The sequence below is a fragment of the Arthrobacter sp. ISL-95 genome, assembly GCF_018613695.1.
Taxonomy (GTDB): domain Bacteria; phylum Actinomycetota; class Actinomycetes; order Actinomycetales; family Micrococcaceae; genus Arthrobacter.
Genome location: NZ_JAGGPR010000015.1, coordinates 102381 through 127182 on the forward strand (window position 1 = coordinate 102381; position 24802 = coordinate 127182).

General features: G+C 63.5%; 24 protein-coding genes and 1 riboswitch. Of the genes, 12 read left to right on the forward strand and 12 right to left on the reverse strand.

Annotated elements, in window-relative coordinates:
* Position 1 precedes the first annotated feature (1 nt).
* Complete coding sequence (locus J7I86_RS18375) at positions 2-724, reverse strand: TetR/AcrR family transcriptional regulator (RefSeq protein ID WP_214822156.1); 723 nt, start codon at positions 722-724, stop codon at positions 2-4.
* Between the two features lie 129 nt (positions 725-853).
* Here J7I86_RS18375 and ptsP point away from each other — a divergent pair, with 129 nt between their 5' ends.
* The 5 genes from ptsP to J7I86_RS18400 all read left to right on the forward strand — a co-directional run bounded on the left by ptsP (position 854) and on the right by J7I86_RS18400 (position 4709).
* Positions 854-2554 carry a phosphoenolpyruvate--protein phosphotransferase gene (ptsP, locus tag J7I86_RS18380; protein WP_214822157.1) on the forward strand — a complete coding sequence of 567 codons (1701 nt, stop codon included), beginning with the start codon at positions 854-856 and terminating at the stop codon, positions 2552-2554.
* A 30-nt stretch (positions 2555-2584) separates the two neighbouring features.
* Positions 2585-2863 carry an HPr family phosphocarrier protein gene (locus tag J7I86_RS18385; protein ID WP_214822158.1) on the forward strand — a complete coding sequence of 93 codons (279 nt, stop codon included), beginning with the start codon at positions 2585-2587 and terminating at the stop codon, positions 2861-2863.
* A gap of 162 nt (positions 2864-3025) precedes the next feature.
* Complete coding sequence (locus J7I86_RS18390) at positions 3026-3442, forward strand: helix-turn-helix domain-containing protein (RefSeq protein ID WP_214822159.1); 417 nt, start codon at positions 3026-3028, stop codon at positions 3440-3442.
* A 37-nt stretch (positions 3443-3479) separates the two neighbouring features.
* A complete protein-coding gene (locus J7I86_RS18395; protein WP_214822160.1) occupies positions 3480-4331 on the forward strand; it encodes an alpha/beta fold hydrolase in 852 nt (283 codons plus the stop codon).
* A 114-nt stretch (positions 4332-4445) separates the two neighbouring features.
* Positions 4446-4709 carry a DUF6480 family protein gene (locus J7I86_RS18400; protein ID WP_214822162.1) on the forward strand — a complete coding sequence of 88 codons (264 nt, stop codon included), beginning with the start codon at positions 4446-4448 and terminating at the stop codon, positions 4707-4709.
* A gap of 57 nt (positions 4710-4766) precedes the next feature.
* On the opposite strand, the gene J7I86_RS18405 is transcribed toward J7I86_RS18400, so the two are convergent.
* On the reverse strand, positions 4767-5831 hold the full coding sequence (locus J7I86_RS18405) for an ATP-dependent DNA ligase (protein ID WP_214822166.1): 1065 nt from the start codon (positions 5829-5831) through the stop codon (positions 4767-4769).
* 45 nt (positions 5832-5876) lie between these two features.
* Between J7I86_RS18405 and J7I86_RS18410 the strand changes: the two genes are divergently transcribed.
* Both J7I86_RS18410 and J7I86_RS18415 read left to right on the forward strand, forming a co-directional pair.
* Positions 5877-6110 carry a hypothetical protein gene (locus J7I86_RS18410; RefSeq protein ID WP_214822168.1) on the forward strand — a complete coding sequence of 78 codons (234 nt, stop codon included), beginning with the start codon at positions 5877-5879 and terminating at the stop codon, positions 6108-6110.
* 129 nt (positions 6111-6239) lie between these two features.
* Positions 6240-6386: riboswitch (cyclic di-AMP (ydaO/yuaA leader) on the forward strand.
* 2 nt (positions 6387-6388) lie between these two features.
* Positions 6389-7837 (forward strand): hypothetical protein, encoded by a 1449-nt coding sequence (locus tag J7I86_RS18415; protein WP_214822176.1) that lies wholly within the window; start codon positions 6389-6391, stop codon positions 7835-7837.
* 224 nt (positions 7838-8061) lie between these two features.
* Here the strand turns inward: J7I86_RS18415 and J7I86_RS18420 are convergent, their stop codons facing one another.
* A complete protein-coding gene (locus tag J7I86_RS18420; RefSeq protein ID WP_214822178.1) occupies positions 8062-9276 on the reverse strand; it encodes a CdaR family transcriptional regulator in 1215 nt (404 codons plus the stop codon).
* 210 nt (positions 9277-9486) lie between these two features.
* Here J7I86_RS18420 and ald point away from each other — a divergent pair, with 210 nt between their 5' ends.
* Positions 9487-10605 carry an alanine dehydrogenase gene (ald, locus tag J7I86_RS18425; protein ID WP_214822180.1) on the forward strand — a complete coding sequence of 373 codons (1119 nt, stop codon included), beginning with the start codon at positions 9487-9489 and terminating at the stop codon, positions 10603-10605.
* Between the two features lie 88 nt (positions 10606-10693).
* Here ald and J7I86_RS18430 read toward each other — a convergent pair whose 3' ends face one another.
* The 3 genes from J7I86_RS18430 to J7I86_RS18440 all read right to left on the reverse strand — a co-directional run bounded on the left by J7I86_RS18430 (position 10694) and on the right by J7I86_RS18440 (position 12922).
* Positions 10694-11551 carry a hypothetical protein gene (locus J7I86_RS18430; RefSeq protein WP_214822182.1) on the reverse strand — a complete coding sequence of 286 codons (858 nt, stop codon included), beginning with the start codon at positions 11549-11551 and terminating at the stop codon, positions 10694-10696.
* The gene (locus tag J7I86_RS18435) at positions 11548-12099 is read right to left on the reverse strand and encodes an RNA polymerase sigma factor (RefSeq protein ID WP_214822184.1); all 552 of its coding nucleotides are present in this window, start codon (positions 12097-12099) and stop codon (positions 11548-11550) included. The genes J7I86_RS18430 and J7I86_RS18435 overlap by 4 nt, the downstream gene beginning before the upstream one ends.
* A 94-nt stretch (positions 12100-12193) precedes the next feature.
* Positions 12194-12922 (reverse strand): hypothetical protein, encoded by a 729-nt coding sequence (locus tag J7I86_RS18440; RefSeq protein WP_214822185.1) that lies wholly within the window; start codon positions 12920-12922, stop codon positions 12194-12196.
* 384 nt (positions 12923-13306) lie between these two features.
* Between J7I86_RS18440 and J7I86_RS18445 the strand changes: the two genes are divergently transcribed.
* A complete protein-coding gene (locus J7I86_RS18445; RefSeq protein ID WP_214822191.1) occupies positions 13307-14509 on the forward strand; it encodes a WXG100 family type VII secretion target in 1203 nt (400 codons plus the stop codon).
* Between the two features lie 21 nt (positions 14510-14530).
* Complete coding sequence (locus tag J7I86_RS18450) at positions 14531-15013, forward strand: hypothetical protein (protein ID WP_214822192.1); 483 nt, start codon at positions 14531-14533, stop codon at positions 15011-15013.
* On the opposite strand, the gene J7I86_RS18455 is transcribed toward J7I86_RS18450, so the two are convergent.
* From J7I86_RS18455 to J7I86_RS18480, 6 genes are all read right to left on the reverse strand, one after another.
* Complete coding sequence (locus J7I86_RS18455; protein ID WP_214822193.1) at positions 14997-16043, reverse strand: Gfo/Idh/MocA family oxidoreductase; 1047 nt, start codon at positions 16041-16043, stop codon at positions 14997-14999. The two genes, J7I86_RS18450 and J7I86_RS18455, sit on opposite strands and share 17 nt — an antisense overlap.
* Positions 16044-16278: 235 nt before the next feature.
* Positions 16279-18006, reverse strand: a complete 1728-nt coding sequence (locus J7I86_RS18460; RefSeq protein ID WP_214822194.1) for an ABC transporter family substrate-binding protein — start codon at positions 18004-18006, stop codon at positions 16279-16281.
* A 76-nt stretch (positions 18007-18082) separates the two neighbouring features.
* Positions 18083-20248, reverse strand: a complete 2166-nt coding sequence (locus tag J7I86_RS18465) for an ABC transporter ATP-binding protein (RefSeq protein WP_214822196.1) — start codon at positions 20246-20248, stop codon at positions 18083-18085.
* Positions 20245-21204: an ABC transporter permease gene (locus tag J7I86_RS18470; protein WP_214822198.1), complete on the reverse strand. Its 960-nt coding sequence runs from the start codon at positions 21202-21204 to the stop codon at positions 20245-20247. The genes J7I86_RS18465 and J7I86_RS18470 overlap by 4 nt, the downstream gene beginning before the upstream one ends.
* Positions 21204-22187, reverse strand: a complete 984-nt coding sequence (locus tag J7I86_RS18475; RefSeq protein ID WP_214822200.1) for an ABC transporter permease — start codon at positions 22185-22187, stop codon at positions 21204-21206. The genes J7I86_RS18470 and J7I86_RS18475 overlap by 1 nt, the downstream gene beginning before the upstream one ends.
* A gap of 292 nt (positions 22188-22479) precedes the next feature.
* Complete coding sequence (locus J7I86_RS18480) at positions 22480-23085, reverse strand: TetR/AcrR family transcriptional regulator (RefSeq protein WP_214822202.1); 606 nt, start codon at positions 23083-23085, stop codon at positions 22480-22482.
* Between the two features lie 123 nt (positions 23086-23208).
* On the opposite strand from J7I86_RS18480, the gene J7I86_RS18485 reads away from it, so the two are divergent.
* Together J7I86_RS18485 and J7I86_RS18490 are read left to right on the forward strand one after the other, a co-directional pair.
* A complete protein-coding gene (locus J7I86_RS18485) occupies positions 23209-23775 on the forward strand; it encodes an NAD(P)H-dependent oxidoreductase (protein WP_141283806.1) in 567 nt (188 codons plus the stop codon).
* 176 nt (positions 23776-23951) lie between these two features.
* Positions 23952-24767 carry a GerMN domain-containing protein gene (locus tag J7I86_RS18490; protein WP_214822230.1) on the forward strand — a complete coding sequence of 272 codons (816 nt, stop codon included), beginning with the start codon at positions 23952-23954 and terminating at the stop codon, positions 24765-24767.
* Positions 24768-24802 lie beyond the last annotated feature (35 nt).

Below are 24802 nucleotides of genomic sequence, written 5' to 3' on the forward strand. Positions count from 1 at the left end.
CTTAGGAGCTGCTGGAAATGCGATGAAGCCACTCAAGGAACAGCTTCAATTCAGAGCTGGAAAGTTGGTCCGAATGTGAGGCCTGCAGTGCCGCATTCAGGGCGATTGCCGCAACTACCACGGACGACTTACCGGAGTCGTCCGCTGCGGCGCCACGGGCGGTGTCCGTGGAGACAGCAAAAATCATGGAATCCCGGGTCATCGTTGAGAGCTCGAGGTTCCTTTCTTCCGCTGGTTCAGCGATCAGCATGAGCGTGACGCCCACGTTGGCGGCCAAAATGCTGCGGGCCGCTTCGCGGGGCGGCACGTTGATCTGGCCGGAGATAGCGGCCTTGTTCAGCATCTCCTCCAGAAGCACTTCAGCATCGGCCACGATTGCCGGGCGGCTTTCCGGCCTGATGTTGCCGAACATCACCAGATACAGATGGGGTTGGCTCAGCCCGAACTGGACGTGGTTGTCCCACATCCGCCGGACATCTTCCAAAGGCTCCCCGGACGGTGCAAAATCCCGCTCCCCCGCCACGTACTCTTCAAATCCGGCTGATACGACGGCGTCGAACAGGCCTTCTTTGTCGCCAAAGTGGTGGTAGAGCGTAGGCGCCGTGACCCCGGCAAGCTTGGTGATCTGGCGCGTTGAGACCGCTGACCCCTCCGAATTCGCCAGCAATTCGGCAGCTGCGCGAAGCAACCGAATTTTGGGCGGAAGCTGGTCATCGAAACTCATAACCGCTACCCTAGCACCTATAGCGTTGCTATATGAAGTGGCTCACAAAGGAATTTTGTAGGCTAGTTTTCGAGGCTCCCGGTGCCGTCGCCGGCGGGTCTGAACCAACAAGCAGGAACAGAGGATTCAGTGCAGAATTTCCAAGGAGTAGGGGTAAGCCCTGGCCGCATCATTGGTTCCGTCCGCCAGATGCCCAAGCCGGTGAGCGAACCGCCGTCGGGAGAGCGATTGGCCTCGGATCTTTCGCCGGAAGATGCAGTGGCTGGTTTGAAAGCGGCTGCACAGGCGGTCCATGACGAGCTCAAGGGACGAGCGGACAGCGCCTCCGGCGACGGCAAAGCCGTCCTCGAAGCAACGGCGCTCATGGCCAAGGACACCATGCTCCTAAAATCGGCGAGCAAGCTCATCAACGTCGGATCCTCAGCCGAGAGGGCCATCTGGGAAGCCGGCGCCTCGGTCTCCGAAATGCTCCACAATCTGGGCGGCTACATGGCCGAGCGCGCCACCGACGTCCTGGATGTGCGCGCACGCATCGTGGCCGAACTTCGTGGCGTCCCCGCGCCCGGCATTCCTGCTTCGGACACGCCCTTCATCCTGGTGGCCGAAGACCTCGCCCCTGCCGACACTGCAACGCTGAATCCCGCCGTGGTCCTGGCACTGTTGACCTCCGGTGGTGGCCCGCAGTCCCACACGGCCATCATCGCGCGCTCGCTTGGTTTGCCTGCCGTGGTTGCTGCCCATGGCGTTGACTCCGTGGCCGACGGTTCTGAGGTTTACGTCGACGGTGCGGCAGGATTAGTGGCTGTTTCCCCGTCTGATGAACAGCGCGCTGCTGCCACAGCCTGGGCCGAAACGTCCGCTACCCTGGCCGAATTTGACGGAAACGGCACGACGGCGGACGGCCACTTGGTGCCGCTCCTCGCCAACGTTGGTGGGGCCAAGGACGCCGTGGCAGCTGCCGCTTTGGGCGCCCAAGGGGTTGGCCTGTTCCGCACCGAGTTCTGCTTCCTGGAACGTGACACCGAGCCCTCCGTGGACGAGCAGGCCGCAGCCTACAAGGCCGTGTTCGATGCGTTCCCGGGCAAGAAAGTTGTCCTCCGCACCCTGGACGCCGGCGCCGACAAGCCCCTGCCCTTCCTCACGGACGCCACCGAACCCAACCCTGCACTCGGTGTTCGCGGTTACCGGACCGACTTCACCACACCAGGGGTTCTAGAGCGTCAGCTTGAGGCCATTGCCCGGGCAGCTTCAGAATCCGAGGCTGATGTATGGGTCATGGCCCCCATGATCTCCACGGCTGCCGAGGCCGGACGTTTCGCCGCACTGTGTGCTGCCGCCGGCATCCAGACGCCGGGCGTGATGGTTGAGGTCCCCTCTGCCGCGTTGACTGCTGCCGCCGTGTTGCGGGAAGTCGGGTTCGCCTCCCTGGGCACCAACGACCTCACCCAGTACGCCATGGCCGCCGACCGCCAGTTGGGCCCGCTCGCGGAGCTCAACACTCCTTGGCAGCCGGCCGTGCTCCGTCTCGTGCAGCTAACTGTTGAAGGTGCGACTCAGGAAAGTTCGGGCCGGGAGGGCGCCGCAAAGCCCGTTGGCGTCTGTGGTGAGGCAGCCGCGGACCCGGCCCTCGCCGTCGTACTTACCGGCTTGGGCGTCACCACACTGTCCATGACCGCGCGCTCGTTGGCCGCCGTCGGGACTGTGCTGAAGACCGTCACCCTCGAGCAGGCGCAGGAACTGGCGCAACTCGCTTTGTCCGCACCGAGTGCCATCGAAGCCCGCGACTGGGTTCGCGCCAAGCTCCCCGTGCTCGAAGAACTCGGCCTCTAACTTCTGTTTGTTTCTGTCAAAGGAGAAACCATGCCCGAACGCACAGCTACCATCGCCAGCCGCTCCGGCCTGCACGCCCGCCCTGCCGCCTTGTTCGCGGAGGCCGCGGGCGAGCAGCCAGTGGAGGTCACCATTGCCATGCAAGGCGAACCTGCCGATGACGCGCTCGACGCCGCCAGCATCCTTTCGCTGATGACGCTCGGTGCCGCCAAGGGCGACGTGGTTGTGCTGCGGGCGGAGGGCGAAGGCGCCGATGCTGCACTGGACGCACTGGTGAAGCTGCTGGAGACGGACTTGGACGCGGAGTAGCGTTTTGCCGGCGCCCGTTTCGATGGCGCCCCCGTTTCGATGGTTCCCTGCCAGCAGTGCCGTGCGCACGGCACTGCTGGCAGGGAACCCCCGAATCCGCTGCGGCCCGCCAGGCGCGCGCGGCACTCCAGACACGGGCGGGCCTCAGGCTAGGCTTCTGCCATGGCATTGATAGCTCCCCGTGTAACGGCCGGCCTGCCCGCCGACGACGCCCGGAATCTGGCGCGCTCCCTCCAGGACAGCAACGACATCACCGTGTTCGTGGACGGCACGGTCCACCGCCTGCCGAGTGAGGCGAGGGACGCCGTCGTCGACCTCTTGGCCAGGCTGAGCCGTGGCGAAACGGTGACGGTCAGCAGCGTGGAGGAAATGCTCACCACATCGCAGGCCGCGGAGCTTGCGGGCATCTCGCACACTTATCTGCGCAACATGACCGATCGCGGCGAAATCCCGGTGGAGTACCGGGGGACGCATCGGCGGATTCGGCAGGCTGCCATCATGGCGTGGCTGGAAACGCAGAAGAAGAAGCAGGCCGAAGAGGCGGACAACCCCTCGGATGGGAACAAAGCGACACCGTAGCTGACCCCCGCTTCCCGGAATGCTGTTGAATAGCGGTATGGCAACAAGCTCCGGTGTTCCTGCAACGCGTGGAAAACAAGTGAAGACGCCCGGCAAGACGAGAGGTTTACACTCTGCCGACGTCGAGGTTTTGGGCCTGACAGGACGGGTCCTTTGGACGGAGGGCACTCCCGCGCCCCAACCGGGCGCGGAACCACGGAACGAGCCCGCATACATTCTGATTCATGGGATCGGCGTATCGCACCGGTACTTGGCGCGGCTGCACGCAGTCCTGGCTGCGAGCGCGCCCACCTATTCGCTGGACCTGCCCGGTTTTGCCGGGACGCAGAAGCCCGGGCATCAGCTCTCCGCGGAGGAGTACGGCGCTTTTATTGCCGCTGCCCTCAAGTCCTGCGGCATCGATTCCTACGTTTTGGTGGGCCACTCCATGGGGGTGCAATTCGCCATTGAAGCTGCCCTGCATGCCCCGGAGCAGGTCAAGCAGCTGGTGCTGATGGGGCCGGTGGTGGACTCCCGGCACAAGAACGTTCACCGTCAGTCGCTGGCCCTTTTTCTGGACGGGCTGCTTCGCGAGAGTCCGTCGTCCAACTGGATCGTCATTTCGGACTACTTCCGGTGTGGGCCGCGGTGGTACCTCACTGAGCTTCCCGTCATGATGTCTTACCGGACCGAAGAGCGGCTGGCGGGCGTCGGCGTGCCGGTCCTGGTTTTGCGTGGGAGTCGCGACCAGGTGGCGGGCGCGGACTGGTCGCTGCGGTTGTCCAGATCAGTGGCGCAGGGGCGTTTGGTGGAAATTCCTGGCGTTGGGCACGTGGCGCAACACATGCGTCCCAAGGCCGTGGCGGATGCGATCCGCAGCTTCGTCACCGCCACTACCCCGCACCGTTAAGTACTGACGCCCGACGCCGGCGCTTGGCTTGGGTGCCGCTTGTCCAGGTGGACTTGTCCCGGCTAGGCTGACGGAGCAAGCGCATTAGTAAGTTTGCTTACGAAAGGGCTGATCGTGACTGACAAAGACTCGAAAGAAGAGACCCAAGGCTTCGGCGCCACCGGTGCTACAGGACCCTACGACACTACGTCCGATGCCGACAGCATCCACGAGGATCCCGACATGCGCCAGGAAGAGGACGAAGATCCCGCAGCCTCCGCAAACCCGGACCCGCTGGACGGCAACGTCACCGGGTTGGAGCCCGGCGGTGGAGTTCCTCCGGGTGAAACCCCGCCCGCCGAAGGCAGCATGAGCAGCGACCAAGGCCACGAGGAGTAACTACGTTGCCAACCCGCTGTTACGTGCCAGTGACGTAACAGCGGGTTCATCACGTACTCAGGACAGCTTCAGGATCTCCCCGAGATCGTACGCAACGGGCTCTTCCAACTGTGAGTACGTGCAACTCTCAGGGGTCCTGTCCGGCCGCCACCTGCGGAACTGCGTGGTGTGCCGGAACCTGTCCCCCTCCATGTAGTCGTAGGCCACTTCGATCACGAGTTCGGGGCGCAGCGGGACGAAGGAGAAATCCTTGCCCCCGCTCCACCGGCTTTGGGCGCCGGGCATGCGCGATCCCCCGGATGATTCGTCCTGCTTGGCCCACTCGCCCCACGGGTGCTCGCCGAGTTCAATCTGATACGGCTCAAGCTCAGCCACCAAGGCCTCGCGCTTGGCCATGGGGAACGACGCTACCACTCCCACATGGTGCAGCCGACCAGTGTCATCGTGCAGGCCGAGCAGCATGGAGCCCACAACTTTCGCGGTCTTGTGCCAGCGGAATCCCGCCACAACGCAGTCCGCTGTGCGCTCGTGTTTGGTCTTGAACATCACGCGCTTGTTGGGTAGGTAGGCCCCATCCAACGGCTTGGACAGCACACCATCCAAGCCCGCCCCTTCCAACTGCACAAACCAGTCCTGCGCGCGTTCCAGATCGGTCACTGCGGGGGTTACGTAGACAGGCGGCTCGGCCTTGGCGAGAGCGTGTTCCAGAATGGCGCGACGCTCGGAGAACGGCTTGTCCATCAGGTTCTCATCGCCAAGCGCGAGGATATCGAAGGCAACCATGGACGCAGGAGTTTTCTCGGCGAGCATCCTCACCCGGCTGTCGGCGGGGTGGATCCGCTGCTGGAGCACCTCGAATTCGAGCCGGTTGCCCTCGATCAGGATGATCTCGCCGTCGATCACGCATTTGTCCGGCAGGTTCTTTCTGAGGGCCTCCACCACTTCCGGAAAGTAGCGGGTCATCGGCTTTTCGTTGCGGCTCCCAAGGACGATCTCGTCGCCGTCCTTGAAGACGATGGTCCGGAACCCGTCCCACTTGGGCTCGTAGTGCCCAACATCGGGGATGGCCGGAACGGATTTGGCGAGCATGGGCGAGACGGGTGGCATCACGGGCAGGTCCATAGACAATGTCTACCTGCCGGTGCCCGCCGAAGCTAGTGTTGTGCCATGGATATCTTGCTCGTGTTGGCTGCAGTGCTTGGCGTTCCGGCCTTGCTGGCGGGGGTCTGGTACTGGTCCTCACGGCAGAACGGCGGAGGGAACCTTCGTCGCGGAGCTACCGGTGGGATGCTGGGAGTTGTGGATGAAGTCTTTCGGCCGGAAACCCACCAGGCGGTGCAGATCCAAAAGATCCAGCATGAGTTGCCGGCGCCAGCACCGGCCCCGAAGCCTAAGTCATAGAACCGCGCCGCTTGGGCAGACGTACCGCCCGTTATATTAATGTGACTTTACTTTCCGGCTCATGTACCGTCGTAGGGCGACCCGTATCTCCGCTGGGCCGCTTCCGGATTGACGCCGAGCTCTGCCGCAATCCGGGATCCGCCAGACCCGCGGCAGAGGCGGGGGACCCACAGTTCCCGGGCTTGGTTTCCAAGTCCTTGGGGTGAAGCCGCTTAGGCGGCCGGACGGCCTCGTCCGAACCCGACAGCTAACCTCGAAGGCGTTGAGAGGCAACAACCATGTCCCCAACCATGGATCAGCCGCGCCGCGACCAGACTGACGGCGAGCGCACCAAGCCAACCGGACGCCGTCGGGCCCAACCCAGCGGATCCCTCACCGGCGCACCAACAGATTCAGCCGCTGCGGTCCAGAACCCGGCGGGCCCAACAAGCACAGGCACGACGCCGGAACCCGCCACTGCGGTCACACCCACCGTCGCGACCCCCGCCACGCGTGCGGAAATTCGTGCGGCCGAGCGTGAGCGTGCCGCTCAGGCTGTGATCGCGCCCGTTGCGCCGGCCTCACAGCCGGCGATGGAGCAATCCGAACAGGCGGAACCGGCAACTGCCGCCATCCCCGCTATCGCAAAACCCCCCGTCGCAAAACCCTCGGCAGCTCAGAAATCCACCACACCAGGCCCACCCACCGCGGCCATTCCCATCGTGCCGCCGGCCGGCATGGAACCGGATTCGCGGGAGTCCAGCGCCCAGGAACCCGCAACTGCGGCCATACCCGTGATGCAGCCAGCAACGCCGGAACCTGCAACTGCGGCCATACCCGTGGTCTCTGCCGGTGACGAACGCGAGAACAACCCCGAACCCGTTGGGCCCCCGCTCAGTAAGTCAGCACGCACGGCCGGGTCCCCACGCGGCAAGTCCCCGGCGCAGATAGCCGCTGCCGCAACGGCTTCGGCATCGCTGGCAAGCCGCAAGGACGTTCGCGAACAGTCTGCCGCAACCACCACCAAGTCCAGCTTCGGCTCCACGTCCTCGTTCACTCGTGAACCCCAGGCTGTCCTGCGAAAAGCGGCGTCTGTTAAACACATGAGCCAGCGCATGGCCGTGGTTGCAGGCGCCCTTGGCCTCGTGCTGACGGCCGGCGCCTTGGGGCCAGCTCTTGATCTTCCGTTCTTCGGCCAGGAAACGCCTGCGCAGGAAGCCAGTGGGAGCGACGGTCGCACCTCAGGCTCGGCGTCGCCCGGGCCTAGGGCTTCCTACACCACGGCGTCGTCACCATCGGCCTCGACCCCATCCGCAACATCAGGGGCAACGGCTTCCTCGGAAGCCGGCCAGCCCGCGACGATCGCGGAGGCACCCGGGGCGGTGTCGCCGTCGTCGGCTGCCACACCGCAGGTTTCGCTCGCGGACCCGGTATGGGTTCCGTCAGCCGCGCCTTCTGCAGTCCCCGCAGTTCCAGGCGCCACCAGCCCAGCACCCACCCAGCCGGCGCCCGCGCCGAGCGAGGTGCCGTCGGACACCATCACTACTCCCCCTGCGCCGACGCCAACCGTCACTCCCACACCGACTCAGACGCCCACCGTCACCCCCACGCCGACACCGACATCCACGGGAACTGCGACACCGACGTCCAAGCCGAAGCCGAGTAAGCCCACCGCCGCCTCAGCGCCGCAAACCAGTGAATCTGCGATTCAGGACATCCTGGATGCGGCACAGAAGGTCCTCGGTTGAGCACGCGCCTGCCCCGCACCTCCACTCACGCGGGGTGGCATAGCCGGCACTGCAGCAGCAGCCGGACTGCCACGTTCCGTCGGCGGATGGGACGCTGGAGCTGCCAGCGTTTGCGGCGCTCCTAGGCAATGCCAACTTCATAGAGCAATGACAGGAGGCAGGCACACGGCCGGGTGCCTGCCTCCTTTGGTTATGGCGCGGCAAGGTGGCGTCGAGCTGCAGCCTCAGATCCTCGGCCGACCTGCCCAGCGCCGCGCCTTCAGGGCCGCATGCAGTTCGAGCCGGATCGCGCCACTCAGTGGATCAGCACCGATGAGCTGGCGGATTCGCCCGAGCCGGTTGTAAATGCTGCTCCTGTGCAGGTGCAGTTTGGCGGCGACGTCCTGAACTGAACCGTCATTGTCATAGAGAAGTTCAAGGACAGGCAGCAGTTCACCGTTCTTGTCGTGGTCCTCCAGTGCCCGGAAATGCACCGATCCCGTGTCATCCCAACCGCCCGGGGCTACCAGACGATCGAAAAGTTGATAGACACCAACAGCCCTGCCATCCACGAGCTCGCCCAAAGGCTCATCTACTGCGGCCGCCTGCGCAGCAACCTTCGATTGCCGGTAAGCGCCCGATAGCTGCCGGATAACCTGGAAGGGTTCACTGATTCCCAGGATCACCCTGTCCACCTTGCGGCCTGCGCGCTTGGCAAGCTCCAGTTGATAGTGCACCAGAACCTGGGCGTGGTCCGCCCGGCCGCCCGACTCGCGGAACAGGACCACCGAATGCGTCTCCGTTCCAGCGCTGAACAGGGCGGCGTTGACGCCGATGGTGGACTGCAGCGCAGCAGATCGATGCGTCAGTGTGGCGGCAATAGGGTCGACGTCGGACCTCGCGCCGCCAGGGTCCAAGATGGTCACCAGTTGCCACGGACCGCGGCCTTGGACCTCCTTCCAACCTGCGACGGCGGCCACGGCGTTCGATTCGCCGCCACAGGCTGACAGGAACTCCTGTTCACGCCTTCTCCGGAACTCCGATTCGGCCGTGTTGGAATCCAGGAGCAAGCCCGCCAACAGGTCCAGCTCGTCACGGACGCCGGGCAGTTCGGCGAGTATCGCCGTCGCACTCTGTTCTTCGAGGTCCAGCTGCACCCACAAGTACCCCACCCGGAAACCACGGACCAGAAGTGGCACGCAGACGCGGCCCAACATGCCGAGTTCGTCGTTGGCAGGAACCACCACGGGACGAACGGCTGTGGAGATGCCCTGAGCGAGCTGCCAGGCGCTGACGTCGCTGGGAACCCGTTTGCTCAGGAGGAAGTTCACGCGGACGCGGTCGGCGTGGGACTGGTTGGAGCTGTAGGCGAGAAGGACGCCGTCGAGGTCTTCCAGAGACAGTCCGCGGCCCAGCTTCAAGGCCACACGCTCAACGATCTGTTCCGCGTCCTGTTGCATCCTTCAAAGCGTACCAACAGCAGGCGACACCTGACGCTTCGGCGCTCGACAAATGTCGAGCTGGCTTGCACAAGATCCTTGTGTTTGCAGGGTTTCCGCGCTCGGGGGGCTTCGGGTCCATGTCGCCTGCCTCACAGGCGGATTTATTCTGGAATCACAGCCCGCAACACATTTTTCGGCCGAAGAGGCCGCTAACGATGGAGCCCACAGATGATCATCGGTGTCCCCAAAGAAATCAAGAACAACGAGTTCCGCGTAGCCATCACGGCCGCCGGTGTCCACGAGTTCCGCACCCACGGACACACCGTTCTGGTTGAGCGCGGCGCGGGACTCGGCTCGGGCATCACCGACGAGGAATACTCGATCGCCGGCGCCGAAATCGTTAACGAAGCCGACGACGTCTGGGCCCGCGCGGACATGGTCATGAAGGTCAAGGAACCCATCGCGGCCGAGTACCACCGCTTCCGCAAGGGCCTGATCCTCTTCACCTACCTGCACCTCGCCGCAGAGCCCGAGCTCACCGCCGAGCTCATCAACTCCGGCGTTACGGCCATTGCCTACGAAACCGTGCAGGAAGGCCGCACCCTTCCGCTGCTCGCCCCGATGTCCGAGGTTGCAGGCCGCCTCTCCGTAGTAGTGGGCGCTTCCTCGCTGATGGCTCCGGCCGGCGGCAAGGGCGTCCTCCTGGGCGGCGTACCGGGCGTCCGCCCGGCCAAGGTTGTTGTCCTCGGCGCCGGTGTTGCCGGAACCAACGCCGCCGCCATGGCGCTGGGCCTCGGTGCTGATGTCACCATCATGGACATCAACATCAACCGGCTGCGCGAACTCGACGCCCTCTACCAGGGCCGCCTGAAGACCGTTGCCTCCAACGCCTACGAGATCGAGAAGTCAGTTATCGACGCAGATCTTGTGATCGGGTCCGTCCTGATCCCGGGCGCCAAGGCACCCAAGCTGGTCACCAACGAACTGGTTGCCCGCATGAAGCCGGGCTCAGTCCTGGTGGACATCGCTGTTGACCAGGGCGGCTGCTTCGAGGACACGCACCCCACCACCCACCAGGAACCCACGTACAAGGTCCACAACTCGATCTTCTACTGCGTTGCCAACATGCCCGGCGCTGTTCCGAACACCTCCACGTACGCACTGACCAACGTCACCCTGCGCTACGCCGTGGCACTGGCCAACCTGGGCGTCAAGGCCGCCTTCGACCGCGACCCCGCACTCGCTGCCGGCCTCAACATCGCTGCAGGCCACGTGGCACACCACTCCGTTTCCGAGGCGCACAACCTGCCCCTGGTCACCGACTGGCACACGCTGGTTTCCGCGTAACTTCAAAGCTCGACGGCGGGGTGCGGCTTCCACGAGGAAGCCGCACCCCGCCGTCGTGGTTTAACCCGCGCCGAGTTGGCGGGGAGGTTTAGGGCCTAGCGGGGAGGGACGGGATCAGTTCCGATGGAACCGGCACAGGTACGCCGGCGGGGCCAAGCTTTGAGGGATCGATCTTGGAGGGGTCGATCTCCGGCGGGGTCACGGGCAACACCGGAGGCGTGGGGATGACACCATTTCCGGGCTGTTTGTTCGACGGCGCCTCGGGCGCCATGGGTGCGTTGGGCGTGTGCGGGGACGATCCACCGGGCTGCGGCTGAGGTGCGGGAACGGCAGGATTGCCGGGCGCAGCGGGTGCGGGCTGGGGTTGGACCGTGGCGGGAGTTTGCTGCGGCGCTTCCCGGATAGGCTCCGGGGTGGTGCCGGCGGGGGGAACGGGCTGCGGAGCGGTGCCGGAACCGGGGTTCAGCTGGGAGACCACCGAACCGATGGCTGCTCCAAGGTGCTGGAAGGCGCCCGGCAAGCCGCCCTCTGATGCGACGGCAGCGGTTGCGCCGCCAGCCAAGGACACGGCAACGGCGAGGCCCGCAATGGCGGTCCGGCGCTTCTTACGACGCCGGGCGGCAAGTTCGTCCACGGGAGCGGACTCGGGGGCAACTGTGGCGAGTACCGCCGTAGGTGCGCCCGACGACGCGGACAGTCCCGCCGTCGTCGAAAGCTGTTCGGTGGCAGTGAGCTGTTCGGTGGCAGTGAGCTGCTGGGCGGCAGCCGGGCTGCTGACCATGAGCGCGCGGACCGCGTCGGACGGCAGAGGGGCAGTGCTGGCCAGTGAACGGAGCTCGAGCAGTTCCGTGCGGAGCTGGGCGTCGCCGGAGAAGCCGGAGTCGGCCAGCAGGTGGTCGATTGCCTGCTGGTGATGACGTTCGTGAGGCGTTGGTTGTTCGCTCATGATGTGCCGTTCCTTAGTAGTGCACGCTTCTTCAGTGCACCCAATGCCCTGCGCTGTAGTTGTTTGATGGATCCTTGGGACTTGCCCATGATCGCCGCGGTGTCTTCCACCGAAACGTCAGCGACAACCCGGAGAGCAAGGACCTCCCGATAATCATCGGGGAGGTCGTCCAGAATTTCCGTGACGCCCAAACCGGCCACGCGACCGAAAGCCTGGTCTTCCGCCGACGGCACCCGCCGGGCGTCCAAGTCCGCTTCGTACGGAGTCGAGTCCGGAGTTCGTTCGCGTTTGCGGTAATGGTCCACCATCCGCGCATGCGCTATGGAGAACAACAAAGTCTTTGCCCCTTGGAGGCCGCCGTGGAGCGTTTCGAGCTTCGGATAGAGAGCCAGGAATACGTCCTGTGTCACGGCTTCGGGGTCGTCCACGCCGCGGGCACGGAGGTAGCCAAACACCGGTCCGGCGAAGTTATTGTAGGCAGCCGTGAAGAGCAGGCCGGGATCGTTTTGATCCGCCTGCACGTATTCATCAGCCAAAGGGTCAAGCACCCGTGGATGCCTCCGTCCCACACACCACATTACGTAGCGGGGCTCCTTGTCCTAAGCCAAGGAGCCCCGCCCTTAAACCGTAACCGCTGCTTGCTTAGCGGACAGAATCGAGGGGCGCGCCGGGAACAGCGGGGACCTCGGAGGGAACCTGTGTGGGCAGCTCAGGAGTCGCAGGAACTGCAGGCACAGCGGGGACAGCCGGCGTTGCGGGAACAGCGGGTACACCCGGTACTGCGGGAACCGCCGGCACAGCCGGAACAGCGGGGGTTGCGGGCAGTTCGGACGTGACGGCGGCGTCGACGTCGGCCTCAGCCTTTGCCGAACCGTCAGCCTTCAGACCGGCCGCCTTACCGGCCTCCACCACGGACTGGCAGTGCGCCTCTACCTTGGCTTCGCCACCGGCCGCGATGGTCAAGGACTGGAAGCCCGGGACCTTCGTGTCAGACTTCAGTCCGCCCTCGAGGAAAGCGGTGCAGAGGCCAAAAGCCTCCGGGGAGGTGGCGTCTTCTGCTGCGGCTTTGGCCTCAGAGACTGCGTCGGCAGCCCTTGCCTGGCCGGCTTCGGCCGCCTCAGTCGCCGTTGCCTTCGCGGTCTCGACGGCGTCAGTGGCCTTTGTCTTGGCGCTTTCGGCAGCGTCGGCTGCTGTGGCGGCCTTCTCGGCCACCGGGGCCGGCGCACCAACCAGGTCGTGGGCGCTCTGCTGGATTTCGGTGGGAAGTGCGCCATTGAAGGCAGCGACGCCGGTACCGCCGGCAGCTACGGCTCCGGCAGCCAGGACGCCCGCGGCGACTTTGCTGGTGGCAAGGACAGTGAACAAGGACATGAAACCCTCCGACAAACGATTTTGGGATTGCCCCGGCAGCGGTTGGGTCGCGGCCGGATGATCAGCGTGCGGACGTGGCCCGCACACCCCTTACATCGTTCGTGACGCCGGTGAGGTTACGCCTTGTCCAAAAATTCTTTTCAGAGCGTGGCGTTCCCCTTCTTATCCGTACTGCTCCATATCCACATATCGCTCCTTATCCACATACTGTTCCCTATCCACACTGGCTAGATGTCCCCATGGCCGGTCACGCCTTAGCCAACTATGCTCAGGAATAGCCCGGCACCTTTAGACGCCCGGCGATCAACATGTCACTACGTTCAGGGGATACGTGATGGGCAGGGACGCAATGGGACGGCTTTACGCCATGAGGCTGAGTATCTGATGGCGCTGGGACTGGTAGGCGCGGACGTCGGAGATCTCCGGCGTTTGTCAGCCGTCATGGATGCTGAGGCTGAGAAGATCACCACTCTTCAACAGCAACTCACCGCGATGATCCAAGCAGGTTCGTACTGGCAGGGAAACGACGCTGACCAGTTCCGGAGCAGGTGGCAGAGCGACCTCCACGGACGGTTGGGGGCAGCAGCATTTTGCCTGCGGACCAACGCCCGCGCCCTGAAACTCAACGCCGAGCAGCAGGAACAAGCGTCCTCCGGGGGTTCGGCGGGCGGATCCAAAGGTGGGCCCGGCGGCAGTGGGAAGTCACCTTCGGGCTCATCGGGCTTCACTGTAGACCCTGTCACGTACGGGCCCGTCACCATTGAGGGTGAGGGTTCCGTAGGTGTTGAAGGCGGCGGAGAGACGCATGGTTCCGTAGGTCCACGTGGCATTGAGTTCGGTGGCTCCGGTGAATGGTCCGCCGGCGCTGACATGACCTGGACCGCAAACTCTGAACTCGGCCCTGTCAAGACGTCCACCACCCACCAGACCTTTGGCGGCATCCGGGCCAATGGCGAGTTCGATGGTCGTTTTCCGTTCGGCCCCGGGCTCGCCGGTTTTGACGCGAAGGGTGAAGGCTTTGCCGGTGTGGAGAACATCACCACCACAAAGACCGAGTTCTTCGATGGATGGGCAACCAACACCGCGACCACCAGGATCATGACCGGTGTGGAAGCAAGCGTCCACGCCAACGCGAGCAGTCCGTTCCTTTTCTCTACCGGAGGCGAAGCCTTCGCAGGGCAGAAACTCACGGTCGGAAACGAAACGGAGCTGGCAGGCGGCCTGTTCGGCTTTGGGCAAGGAGCTGAAGTGCGGGGCGGCGCGTGGGCCAGTGCGGGAGAAGGCGAAATCACCGTCAAGGGCGACAACGCCGTGGGAGGTGCGGCCAGTGCTGGCGCCGGGGCTGAACTGACGGCCTCCCAGTACGTTGAGGTGCTCGGCCAAAAGCTGTCGTTGTCCGAAACCGTAGCAGCCGGCGCAGGCGAGGGCTACTTTTTCAATGCTTCCCTGGATGAGGACGGGCTAACCCTCGGTGTGGGCGCGAAAATCACGGCAGAGCTGGGACTTGGAGCAGGAGCCCAGGTCACGCTCAGCCCCTCCGGTTTAGTGGATTCCGTGACCGGTTTCATCGACTTTCTCAACAACTAGTTCGCTCCCGGAAGGGCTCCCATGACATCGCAACAGGTTTTCCCATCCGCGGCTTTCCCCGCCTACCCCTCCATCAAACTCAACCCGCCTGCCGGTTGGACCCAGCAAGTGGTCCCCGACGCTGTGGGAGCAGTCATCGCCCCGTCCGCAGCCGGGAGTTACACGGCCAACGTGGTCATCACAGTGTCACGTCGCCTGCCCGGATACCAGCTCCAGGACGCCGCTGCCACTGTTGATGGCTTCCTGGATGCGCTCGCCGATGCTGTCCTGCTCGCCACGGAGCCTGTGGTGATCAATGGCCGGGACTGGCACGTACGCGAGGCACGCTATACCCACCCGCAGGCGGGCTCACTGACACAGTTCACCGCCGTCACCGTAGTCCATCAGGACACCACTGCCGATGTAGTCCAGCTGACCGGGAGCTGCCAGCCGATTGAAGACAATAGCGACCTCAAGGCCATCTACTCACTGGTTGCCAGCGCGGATGTCACGCCAACGTCCTAGCCTGCTCAATCAGCTTCAGTACCGCAACGGAGTCGGCCGGGTCCACGGGTGACGGAAGCGCGGAGGCGGCGCCGCCGTCGTGGAGCTTTTCGGCGAGAATCCGGTAGAACTCCGGGTACGCACCGCGCTCCGTGGGGATGGTGACGCGCTGCCCGTTCCGTTCCAGCGTGCCACGGTTTTGGGGAGGTTCGACGCCGTACTCGGCGTCCGTGGGCAGCCCGCCGCCCAGCACGTAGGGCTCCTGCGGGTCGGTACCGAACTTCACGAAGCCGCCCTCTGTGCCGAGGATGCGGAAGCGGGGGCCGTGGAGGTGGCTGTTGACGTTGATGGTGACGTGGCTGAACACGCCCGACTCGTGCCGGAGCGCAAGGAAGACGTCGTCGTCGGCGCTCTCCTGGGGACGGCGGGCCGTGATCTCGGCGAAAGTAACAGTGGCCGGCCCAAAGAACCGAAGAGCGAGATCGAGGACGTGGGTGCCGAGGTCGAACAACACACCGCCTCCATCTAAGGCCGTGGCGCTGGCTTTCCAGGCCTTGGCGATCTCCGGCGCCCAGCGCTCCATGCCCACCTCAACCCTGGTCACGGTACCCAGCGTCCCGGCGTCGAGCAGTTTCTTCACGGTGAGCGAGTCACCGTCCCAGCGCCGGTTTTGGTAGACCGTGAGGACACGGCCCAGTTTCACCGCCAGCTGGATCAGCTCTTCGCCATCGGTGCTGTGGACGGTAAACGGTTTATCAACCACGACGTCGAACCCGGCTTCCAGCGCAGCCTTCGCGAGCGGGAAGTGGGTTGCGGGCGGTGTGCCCAAGACAATGAGATCCAGCTGGTCGGCCAGCGCCAGGATGTCCTGCGGGGTATCCACGATGCGCGCTTTCGGGTAGCGTTCTTTCGCTTTCGCTTGCCTTCCGGCGTCCGACGTTGAAATCACTGCGAGCTCATAGGCGGGGTTGCTGGCAATGAAGGGCGCGTGGAAGACGCTGCCCGACAAGCCAAAACCTGCGACGGCGGTACGGATCGGCTGGGAAGTCATGTGCCTAGGCTACCGATCCTCTCGCACGTAATAGCCCTTTCACGCCAACCCTCTATCACCGGGTGAGAGAGGGCTTGGGTGAAGGGCGCGGGAAGTGATAGAGCGTTGGGGTGAAGGGCGCGGGAAGTGATAGACCGTGGGGATGGCGAAGGCCGGGAACCTCCCGAACCGATGAACAGGTTCAGGGAAGTTCCCTGCCTTCAGGAAACTACGCTGAGAAACTACAGCGTGGGGGCTACTTCTTGGCGCCCTTTTCCCAGCCGATGGTGGTCCAGTCCGGAACGTTGGAGAGGCTCTTGAACAGGGACGGGCCGTAGTTGGCCAGGCCCGTGCGCACGAACTGGATCTCCGGGCCATTCAGCACGGTACCCATGGAGAAGTACTTCTCCATGTGCTTCTTCTCGACCTCCATGGCGGCCTTGTTGCGTTCGGTGTCATCAGCGATGGTGGCCAGGCGCTTGATTTCGGCGTCGAGCTCAGCGTCGCCGAGGCCATTTTCGTTGGTTGCGGAGTCGTAGTACTGCTTGACAGCATCAGTGGCATCCGGGCCCACGGTGTAACCGGAGATGGTCACATCGAACTCGCGTCCGCCGATGACCTTGCCGAAGTCAGCGTCACCGCGCTGGTCGATGGATACGTCCATACCAGCGGCCTGAAGCTGCTTCTGCAGGGTTTGTGAGGTTGCAGCCGTGGTGGGGTCGTCACCGAAGTTGGTGATCTTGAAGGAGACGGGGACGCCATCCTTGGCCATGATGCCCTTATCGTTGGCCGTGTAGCCAGCTTCGGTCAGGACCTTCTTGGCAGCCTCAGTGCCGGTGTCCTTCACAGGGTAGTTGTCCTGGTAGTACTCGGAGAACGGCATCAGCATCATGGAGCCGGAGCTTTCCTCGGACCAGTTCAGGCCGTTGAAGCGGACATCGCGGATGGCCTTGCGGTCGACGGCGGTGAAGATCGCCTTGCGAACGGCTACGTCGGTCAGGGCCGGGCGCTTGGCGTTGATGTTGAGACCACCGGCAAACAGTCGCTGGCCACGGCGGACCTCGGAGTTGGTGGTGCCTTCGAGCTGCTTGTAGCGGCCCAGGGTGCGGCCGTTGGCGGCGTCAATTTCACCGTTCTTGAAGGCCGCGATGGTTGCACTCGGCTCCATCTGACGCCAAATAACCTTTTCGAGGACCGGCTTCTGGCCCCACCACTTATCGTTGGGAACCATAGTGACCGTCTTGGCGGTGGTGTCGTAGTTTTCCACCTTGAACGGACCGGCCATCCACTCGGGGTGCATGTTGCCGGCAAACCCCGTATTGAAGATCTCCGGGGTGTTGATGGCCGGGTGGATCAGGCCCAAGAAGAGGCCCTCCAATGGGAAGACCGGCTGGGTAGTAGTGACAATGACTTCTTTGTCGTTGGCGCCCGCCTTGACTGAGTCCACGAAAGCGTAAGCACCGGCGCTCACGATGTCGATGGACTTGTCTTCGCCGCTGAGCATCTTCCACGTATTTTCAAAGGTCTTGACGTCGATGGGAGTGCCATCGTTCCAAGTCGCCTTCTCGTTGACCTTAATGGTGATGGTCTGCTTGCCATCCTTGACTTCACTCTTGACGTCTTCGCAGAAGTCCTTGTTCGGCTCTGCCTTGCCGTCGAAGTCCAGCTTCCAGCAGCCGCCAATGCCACCGCTGTTGATGGAGGCCGTGTTGACCGGAGTCATCAGGGCTGAGTTGTCAGCGCTGTTACCCACATTGGAGAAACCATTGAAATCCGGCCCAATGTTGCCCACAGCCAGCGTGACAGTGCCACCAGGCTCCAGATCCTTTGCTTCCTTGGCGTTGACGCTGATCAGCTTGCTGATATCGCCGCCGCTCTCTTCGGCCTTCTGAGAGGCCGGACCCGACGGCGTTCCCCCGCCGCAAGCGGTCAGCATCAGCGTTGCTGCCAGCGCTACGCCACCGATCGTCGTGTATTTTTTCATGGTTTGCCCTTCATGTTTACGACTGGAAATCATTGCGAGTTGAATAACAGGGTTTCAATCGATGCGTCATATGTCGTCAGGCATGCACCACCAGCATGTCAGCATCTATCTCTCCGTCCGGGAAGAAGCAGGCGAAGTCCTGTGTGCCTTCCTTCTCCGGTGCCAGTGGCGGCTCCAGAGTAAGGCACTTCTCCTGCTTTGCGGGAGGTAGCGCGGCAAAGACAGGGCAACGGGTGGCAAAGTTGCATCCCTTGGGAGCATCCAGCGGGCTGGGAAGGTCACCCTGCAGGATGATGCGTTCGCGGGTGCGTTCGAGGTGGGGGTCCGGCACCGGGATCGCGGACAGCAGGGCCCTGGTGTAGGGGTGACGCGGGTTGTCGAAAACGTGGTCCACGTCGCCGGTTTCCACGATCTTGCCGAGGTACATCACGGCTACGCGGTCTGAGATGTGCCGGACGACGGAGAGGTCGTGGGCGACCATGAGGTAGCTGAGGCCGAGTTCGGCGCGGAGCTTGTCCAGCAGGTTGATGACTCCGGCCTGCACGGAAACATCCAGCGCGGAGACCGGTTCGTCCAACACCACGAGCTTCGGATTGACCGCGAGCGCCCGGGCAATGCCGATGCGTTGGCGTTGGCCGCCGGAGAACTGGTTGGGGAAGCGGTTCACGTGGTCTGATTGCAGGCCCACCAGCTTCATGAGTTCCATGATGCGTTTCTTGATGGCGGCCTTGGGCATGCCCAGGTTTTCCAGCGGTTCGGCCAGGACTTCGTACACCGTAAAGCGCGGGTCCAGGGCGCCCGTGGGGTCCTGGAACACCATCTGCATTTCCTTGCGCATGGCCATGGTGGTCTTGTGGTCCGTAGCCACCTTGTTGCTGACGCCGCCGATCACCACTTCGCCCACCTGGTCCGGGTGGAATTCCATGATTTCCAGGAGGGTGGTGGTCTTGCCGCAGCCGGACTCGCCCACAATCGAGACGCATTCGCCCTCGCGGATATCGAAGCTCAGTCCATCCACGGCCTTGACCGTGCCGATCCGTCGCTTGATTAAGGCACCCTTGAGCAGCGGGAAGTGCTTCTTGACGTCCCTGAGTTCCAGGACCTTTGCGCGCTCGACGCGAGCGACGCCATCGAACTTTGAAACCGGTTTGGGCGGCGCGTGGAAAATCCTGTGAGCGTCGGCGTTGCCGGACAGTTGGTCTGACTTGATGCAGGCTGCCTTGTGCCCCAGCGTCTGACCCTCCGTGCCCGGCACCGGGAACAGTTCCGGTTCGCCATGCAGGCAGGCGTCGCTGACCATGGGGCAGCGGGCCGCGAAGGAGCACCCGGTCACCGGCAGCGCCAGGTTGGGCGGAGTTCCTTCGATGGGTACCAGCGACTGCTTGGTAGCGGTGTCCACGCGGGGAACGGCACCGAGGAGGCCCAGCGTGTAGGGCATCCGGGGGTTGTAGTAGATGTCCTCCACGGTGCCGGTTTCCACGGGCTTGCCCGCGTACATGACCATGATGTCGTCGGCCATGCCCGCTACCACGCCGAGATCGTGCGTAATCATCACGACGGCGGCGCCGGTCTCCTCCTGCGCGGTGTGCAGGACCTCCAGCACCTGCGCCTGGATAGTGACGTCCAGCGCCGTCGTGGGTTCATCTGCGATGAGTACCCGCGGATCGTTGGCGATGGCGATCGCGATCATGACGCGCTGGCGCATGCCGCCGGAAAATTCGTGCGGGAAGGCCTTCAGCCGGTCCTTGGGGCTGGGGATGCCCACCATCCGCAAGAGGTCGACGGCGCGGGCTTCTTTGGCCTGCTTGCTCATGGAGGGGTTGTGGACTGTCAGCGCCTCGATGATCTGGGTTCCCACCGTGTAGACGGGAGTGAGCGAGGACAGTGGGTCCTGGAAAACCATGGCGATGTCGCTGCCACGGTGCTTGCACATTGCTTTGTCGCTAAGGCCCAGCAGTTCCTTGCCCTTGTACCGCACGGAACCGGTGATGTCCGCGGTTTCGGGGAGGAGCCCCATGATGGCCATGGACGTGACGGACTTACCGGAACCGGACTCGCCCACGATGCCCAGGGTCTTGCCGGGCATGAGGTCGAAGTCCACTCCACGGACCGCGTGGACCACGCCGTTCTCGGAGTTGAAGCGGACGTTGAGGTCGCGAACGCTGAGGACCGCTTCGCCGGGGGCGTAGAGCCCTGCGTCGCGGAGACGCTCGGCGGGTGTCTGGGAAGTGTTGGTGCTCATTTGCCAGCCTTTGCGGTCTTGGTCTTGGCCCGTCCGATGGAGCTGGAGCTGGGGTCGAAGGCGTCACGGAGTCCGTCGTTCATCATGGCCAGCGAGCCGGTCAGCAGGAACATGACGGTCAGCGGTACCCAGAACATCCACGGGAAGGAGGACACCTGGCCCGTGGCCTGGCCGATCAGGACACCGAGGCTAACGTCAGGAAGTTTGATGCCGATTCCAATAAAGGAGAACGCGACCTCAGCCAGGATTGCGCCGGTGATGCCACGGGTGAAGTCGAGCACCAGCAACGAGCCGATGTTTGGTACGAGGTGGCGCCACACGATCCGGCGGGAAGGGACTCCCATGTACTTGGCGGCTTTGACGTAATCGCGCTGCATGAGGGACATGGACAGCGAGCGCACCAGGCGGGCAGTCCCCATCCAGCTGAAGAACAGCAGGACCACGATGAGCAGCAGCCAGCTGGGCAGATCCTTGAGACCGCCGCTTCCGCTGGTTGCCACGGCCACCACCAGAATGGCGGGCATCATGATGAGGGCTTCGAGGATGAACAACATGGTGGCGTCCACCTTGCCCCCGAAGAACGCCATGGTGCAGCCGTACACCGCGGAGATCAGCACGGATACGCCGCCCACAATGAGGCCAATGAGAATGGAGGTCCGGGTGCCGTCCACAATGAGCGCCATGAGGTCGATACCGGCCTGCGTGGTCCCCAGCAAGTGGTCCGGTGACGGCGGCATACCGATATTCAATGGATCTAGGGTGTCTTTGTCCCACGAGGTCAGGAACCCGCCAAAGATCGAGAAAAGGAACAACGCCAGGAAAATAAACAAGCCGGCGACGGCGGTGCGGTTCCGCATGAAGCGACGGAAGATAATGCGGGATTTCCCGATGACCACGTCCTGGTCGCCAACCCGGGATTCGTCGATTTCCGCAATGGGATCAATGATGTTGGTCATTACTGGACCCTCACTCGTGGATCAACCAGCGTGGTGGCGAAGTCGGCAAGGATGGCGCCGATCGCGAAGATCACTGAACCATAGGCCAAGGTGGCGGTAGCCACGTTGACGTCCTGCAGACTGATGGACTGAATGCTCCAGAGGCCGATGCCCGGCCAGGCGAAGATCGCCTCAGCGAAGAATCCGCCCGTGAAGATGGCCGGGATGGTAAACGCGATGCTTTGCGCCACCGGGATGAAGGATACGCGCAGGGCGTGTTTCCTGATGGCCTGGTTTCGGGTGAGCCCCTTGGCCCGGGCGGTGCGGACGAAGTCAGCATTCACGTTGTCCAGGAGGTACTGCCGCTGGGCGATCTGGTAACCGGCCCAACCGAAGATGGTCATCGCGAAGGTGGGTACGGCGTAGTGAGCCACAAGGTCAACGAAAGCCGGCCAGCCTGGCTCAATTCCCGGCGTCGAAATTCCCGTCACGAAGAAGATGCGCTCACCGACGGCCTCGTTGATGCTGATGGCACCGAGCTGCACCAGGAAGTAGGCGATGGGCGCTGGCAGGATATGGACCAGGTAGCTGTAGGACGTGATGACGCGGTCTTGGACCTTGTACTGGCGGGCGGCGGAGTAGACACCGAGTGCCACACCGATGATCAGGGTGAGAATGATTGAGGCAATGAAGAGCCGGGTGGAGACCAACACGCGGTCCGCGAACTCGGCATTGACGAACGCACCGTTCGGGCTGCGGCCCCAGTCCCATCGGGTCACAATGCCCCAGAGCCAATCCACGTAACGCTCCCAGGCGTTCTTGTCCGGATCCAGCCCGAGTCCCCGGAAAGATGCGGCTACCTGTTCGGGTGTTGGCCGCGGGATTTTCTCTTGCTCGAGCACCGCAGGCTTCAGCGACGAGACGGCCAGGAAGTAGCCTGCACTGGTGGTCAGGAAGATCATGATCAGGTAGATGCCCGACCGCTTCATCAGATATTTCAGCATGTCGGGTGGCTGCCCCGAATCGTGGCAAAACTCAATGCTCGTCCTTCCGCGGTTCCCGGCTGTGGCCGGCGTCAGCTGCGAAGTGGCGCAGCGGGTTGTTGGGTCCCCCGCACCCCTTCAGTGATCACCAGCCCTGTATGGCATGCGTCACATTCAAGAGGAAACTACCACAATAACTGCTTCACGTTTTGCTTCAAGGCGTCCGGTTTCGCGCCTGCAGCCAGATTGTTATGTGCAGCTTGCGACATGTTTACGACGCCGGCGGTACTAATGCGCTTTCGGCCGCGGAAATCTACACGGAGCCCAGGAGCCTCGTGATCAGTTCACGCCAGGAATCCGCCAGCCGGGTGGGGGAAATACCTCGGACGCGAACGTCGTCCACAATTCGTTCAGGGTCCAGTGCGTACGTCAGGGACATCGCCATCACCCAAGGATCCGCGATTCCCGCCTCCCGCAGCAGGACCTCCATATGCCGATGCGAAAGTTTGGTCGCCGGAACATCGAACCTGTTGCGCGTAGCAGCTCCGGCCGCTTTCAGGAGTTCGCCGTTTTCCAGGACAAAGTAAATGCGGCCTTCCCCGAAGGCCACCAAGCGGTCCTTTGGCGCAGCACCCGGGCCCAGAGGGGGCGGGCCGAACATGAAACCCGCCTGAAATTCGGACTCCGAGTCGCTCAGCAGGGTCATCATGAGCCCGGCGCGGCTCCCAAAACGGCGGAACACCGTTCCCTTGCCAACCTTGGCCTTGCAGGCGAGCGCATCCATGGTCAGCGCCTCAGCACCAAACTCGGCCACCAGATCCCGGGCAGCATTGAGGAGGCGCTCGCGATTCCTCGCTGCGTCACTGCGCTCGTGGGGCGCACCTAGGGGCACGTCCGGCCTCATGGGGATCGAGCTCACAGAAATATTCTAGACCCCGGGAATAGAAAACGGACCATAGTCCGTTTAGTATCGATGAAGGCTCCAAAGCCCAGACAACAGGTCGGATCCGCAAGGCAACCCGGCCAGACACAAGGAGACACCATGTCCAAGAGCACAGTTCTTACCCTCGTCGGCAGCCTGCGCGCCGATTCCCACAACAAGAAGCTCGCCGAAGCCATCCAGCTGAACGCACCCGAAAACGTTGACGTGCAGATTCACGGCTCGCTGGGCACCATCCCCTTCTACAACGAAGACATCGACGTCGAAGGCCAGGTCCCCGCCGAAGCTGCCGCCCTCCGTGCCGCAGCAGCCGACGCCGACACCATCCTGCTCGTCACCCCCGAGCACAACGGCACCATGCCCGCCTCCCTGAAGAACGCCATTGACTGGCTGTCCCGCCCGTTCGGCGCAGGCGCCCTGTCCGGCAAGCCGACCGCCGTCGTCGGAACCGCTTTTGGCCAGTTCGGTGGCGTGTGGGCCCAGGATGAGGCCCGCAAGGCCGCCGGCATCGCCGGTGCCAAGGTCCTTGAAGACGTCAAGCTGGCCGTACCGGGTTCCATGATCCGTTTCGCTGAACTTCACCCGAAGGACGACGCCGAGGTTGTAGAGCAGATCAAGGCCATCTTCGAGCCCCTGACGGCCGTTCAGGAAGAAGAAGCAGCAGCCTAATCCTCCGCTTTGGATGCCCCCGTTCCGCTATCTGCGGAGGGGGGCATTTGCGTTTCTTCGGCTTGCTCCGAGGGGCGTGATCAACTCTTGTCCGAACCGTCACCCTAACGGCATGTTGTGTTCCACCGTCCCGTCCTAACGTTGGAAGTACAGGTGGACAGGAGCGCGTGGCTGTCATGCATGCCGGACGGGTATCACAAGGCACGACGACGATCGCCGCTGCCTGCCTCCTTGTGGGTTTGTTAGTGGCTGGCTGCACTACCGCCCCTTCCGGATCTGCCGATCCCGCCCCCTTACCGACGGTTTCCGTGACCCCAAGGACCCCATCACCCAGCACCGTACCCACGGCCCCCACCCCCGCCGCGTCGGAACCTGCCCCTTCTGTTCCTCCCCCTACGAGCTCCGGCACTCCCTCCGTCGCCGTCCCCGCAGCGCCGCCCTCGCCGGCAGCACCAACTCCTGCCCCTTCGAGCACACCATCCGAGGCGCCACAGACCCAGCCGGCGACCGTCGTCGAACCTTCACCCCGGCCCGGCACCAGCGCCCCTGAACCGACGGCGACCCCCACGGTCATCCCTGTGGATGCGGGAAGCTTTGGGCCGGCTGTCTACTACGTGGCAATCGACGACGGCGGCGCCCGCGGCGTGCGGTTCGGCTGCAACGACAGCCTGGTACCCGTCAGGGGCGTTGCCGTACCCGGCGATCCATTGTCCGTGGCCCTCGGCCGGCTGCTGGAAAGCGGAATGCCGGTGGACAGCGATGCAGCCCTCTACGACGCTCTGGCCAATTCATCGCTGCGCTACCTCTCGGGCTACATGAGCGGGGCAACGGTGGTAGTCAACCTCAGCGGGTCACTGCGACCCGGGGGCGTGTGCGACATCCCGCGGATCCAGGCGCAACTGACGCAAACCATAGTGCAGGCCAGCGGTGCGTCTCGTGCCGAGATCTACGTGAACGGCCGGACATTGACGGAGGCGCTGAGCGTGCGGTGATGGTTGCCTGCGGCGCTCTGCAGGAGGATAGGACC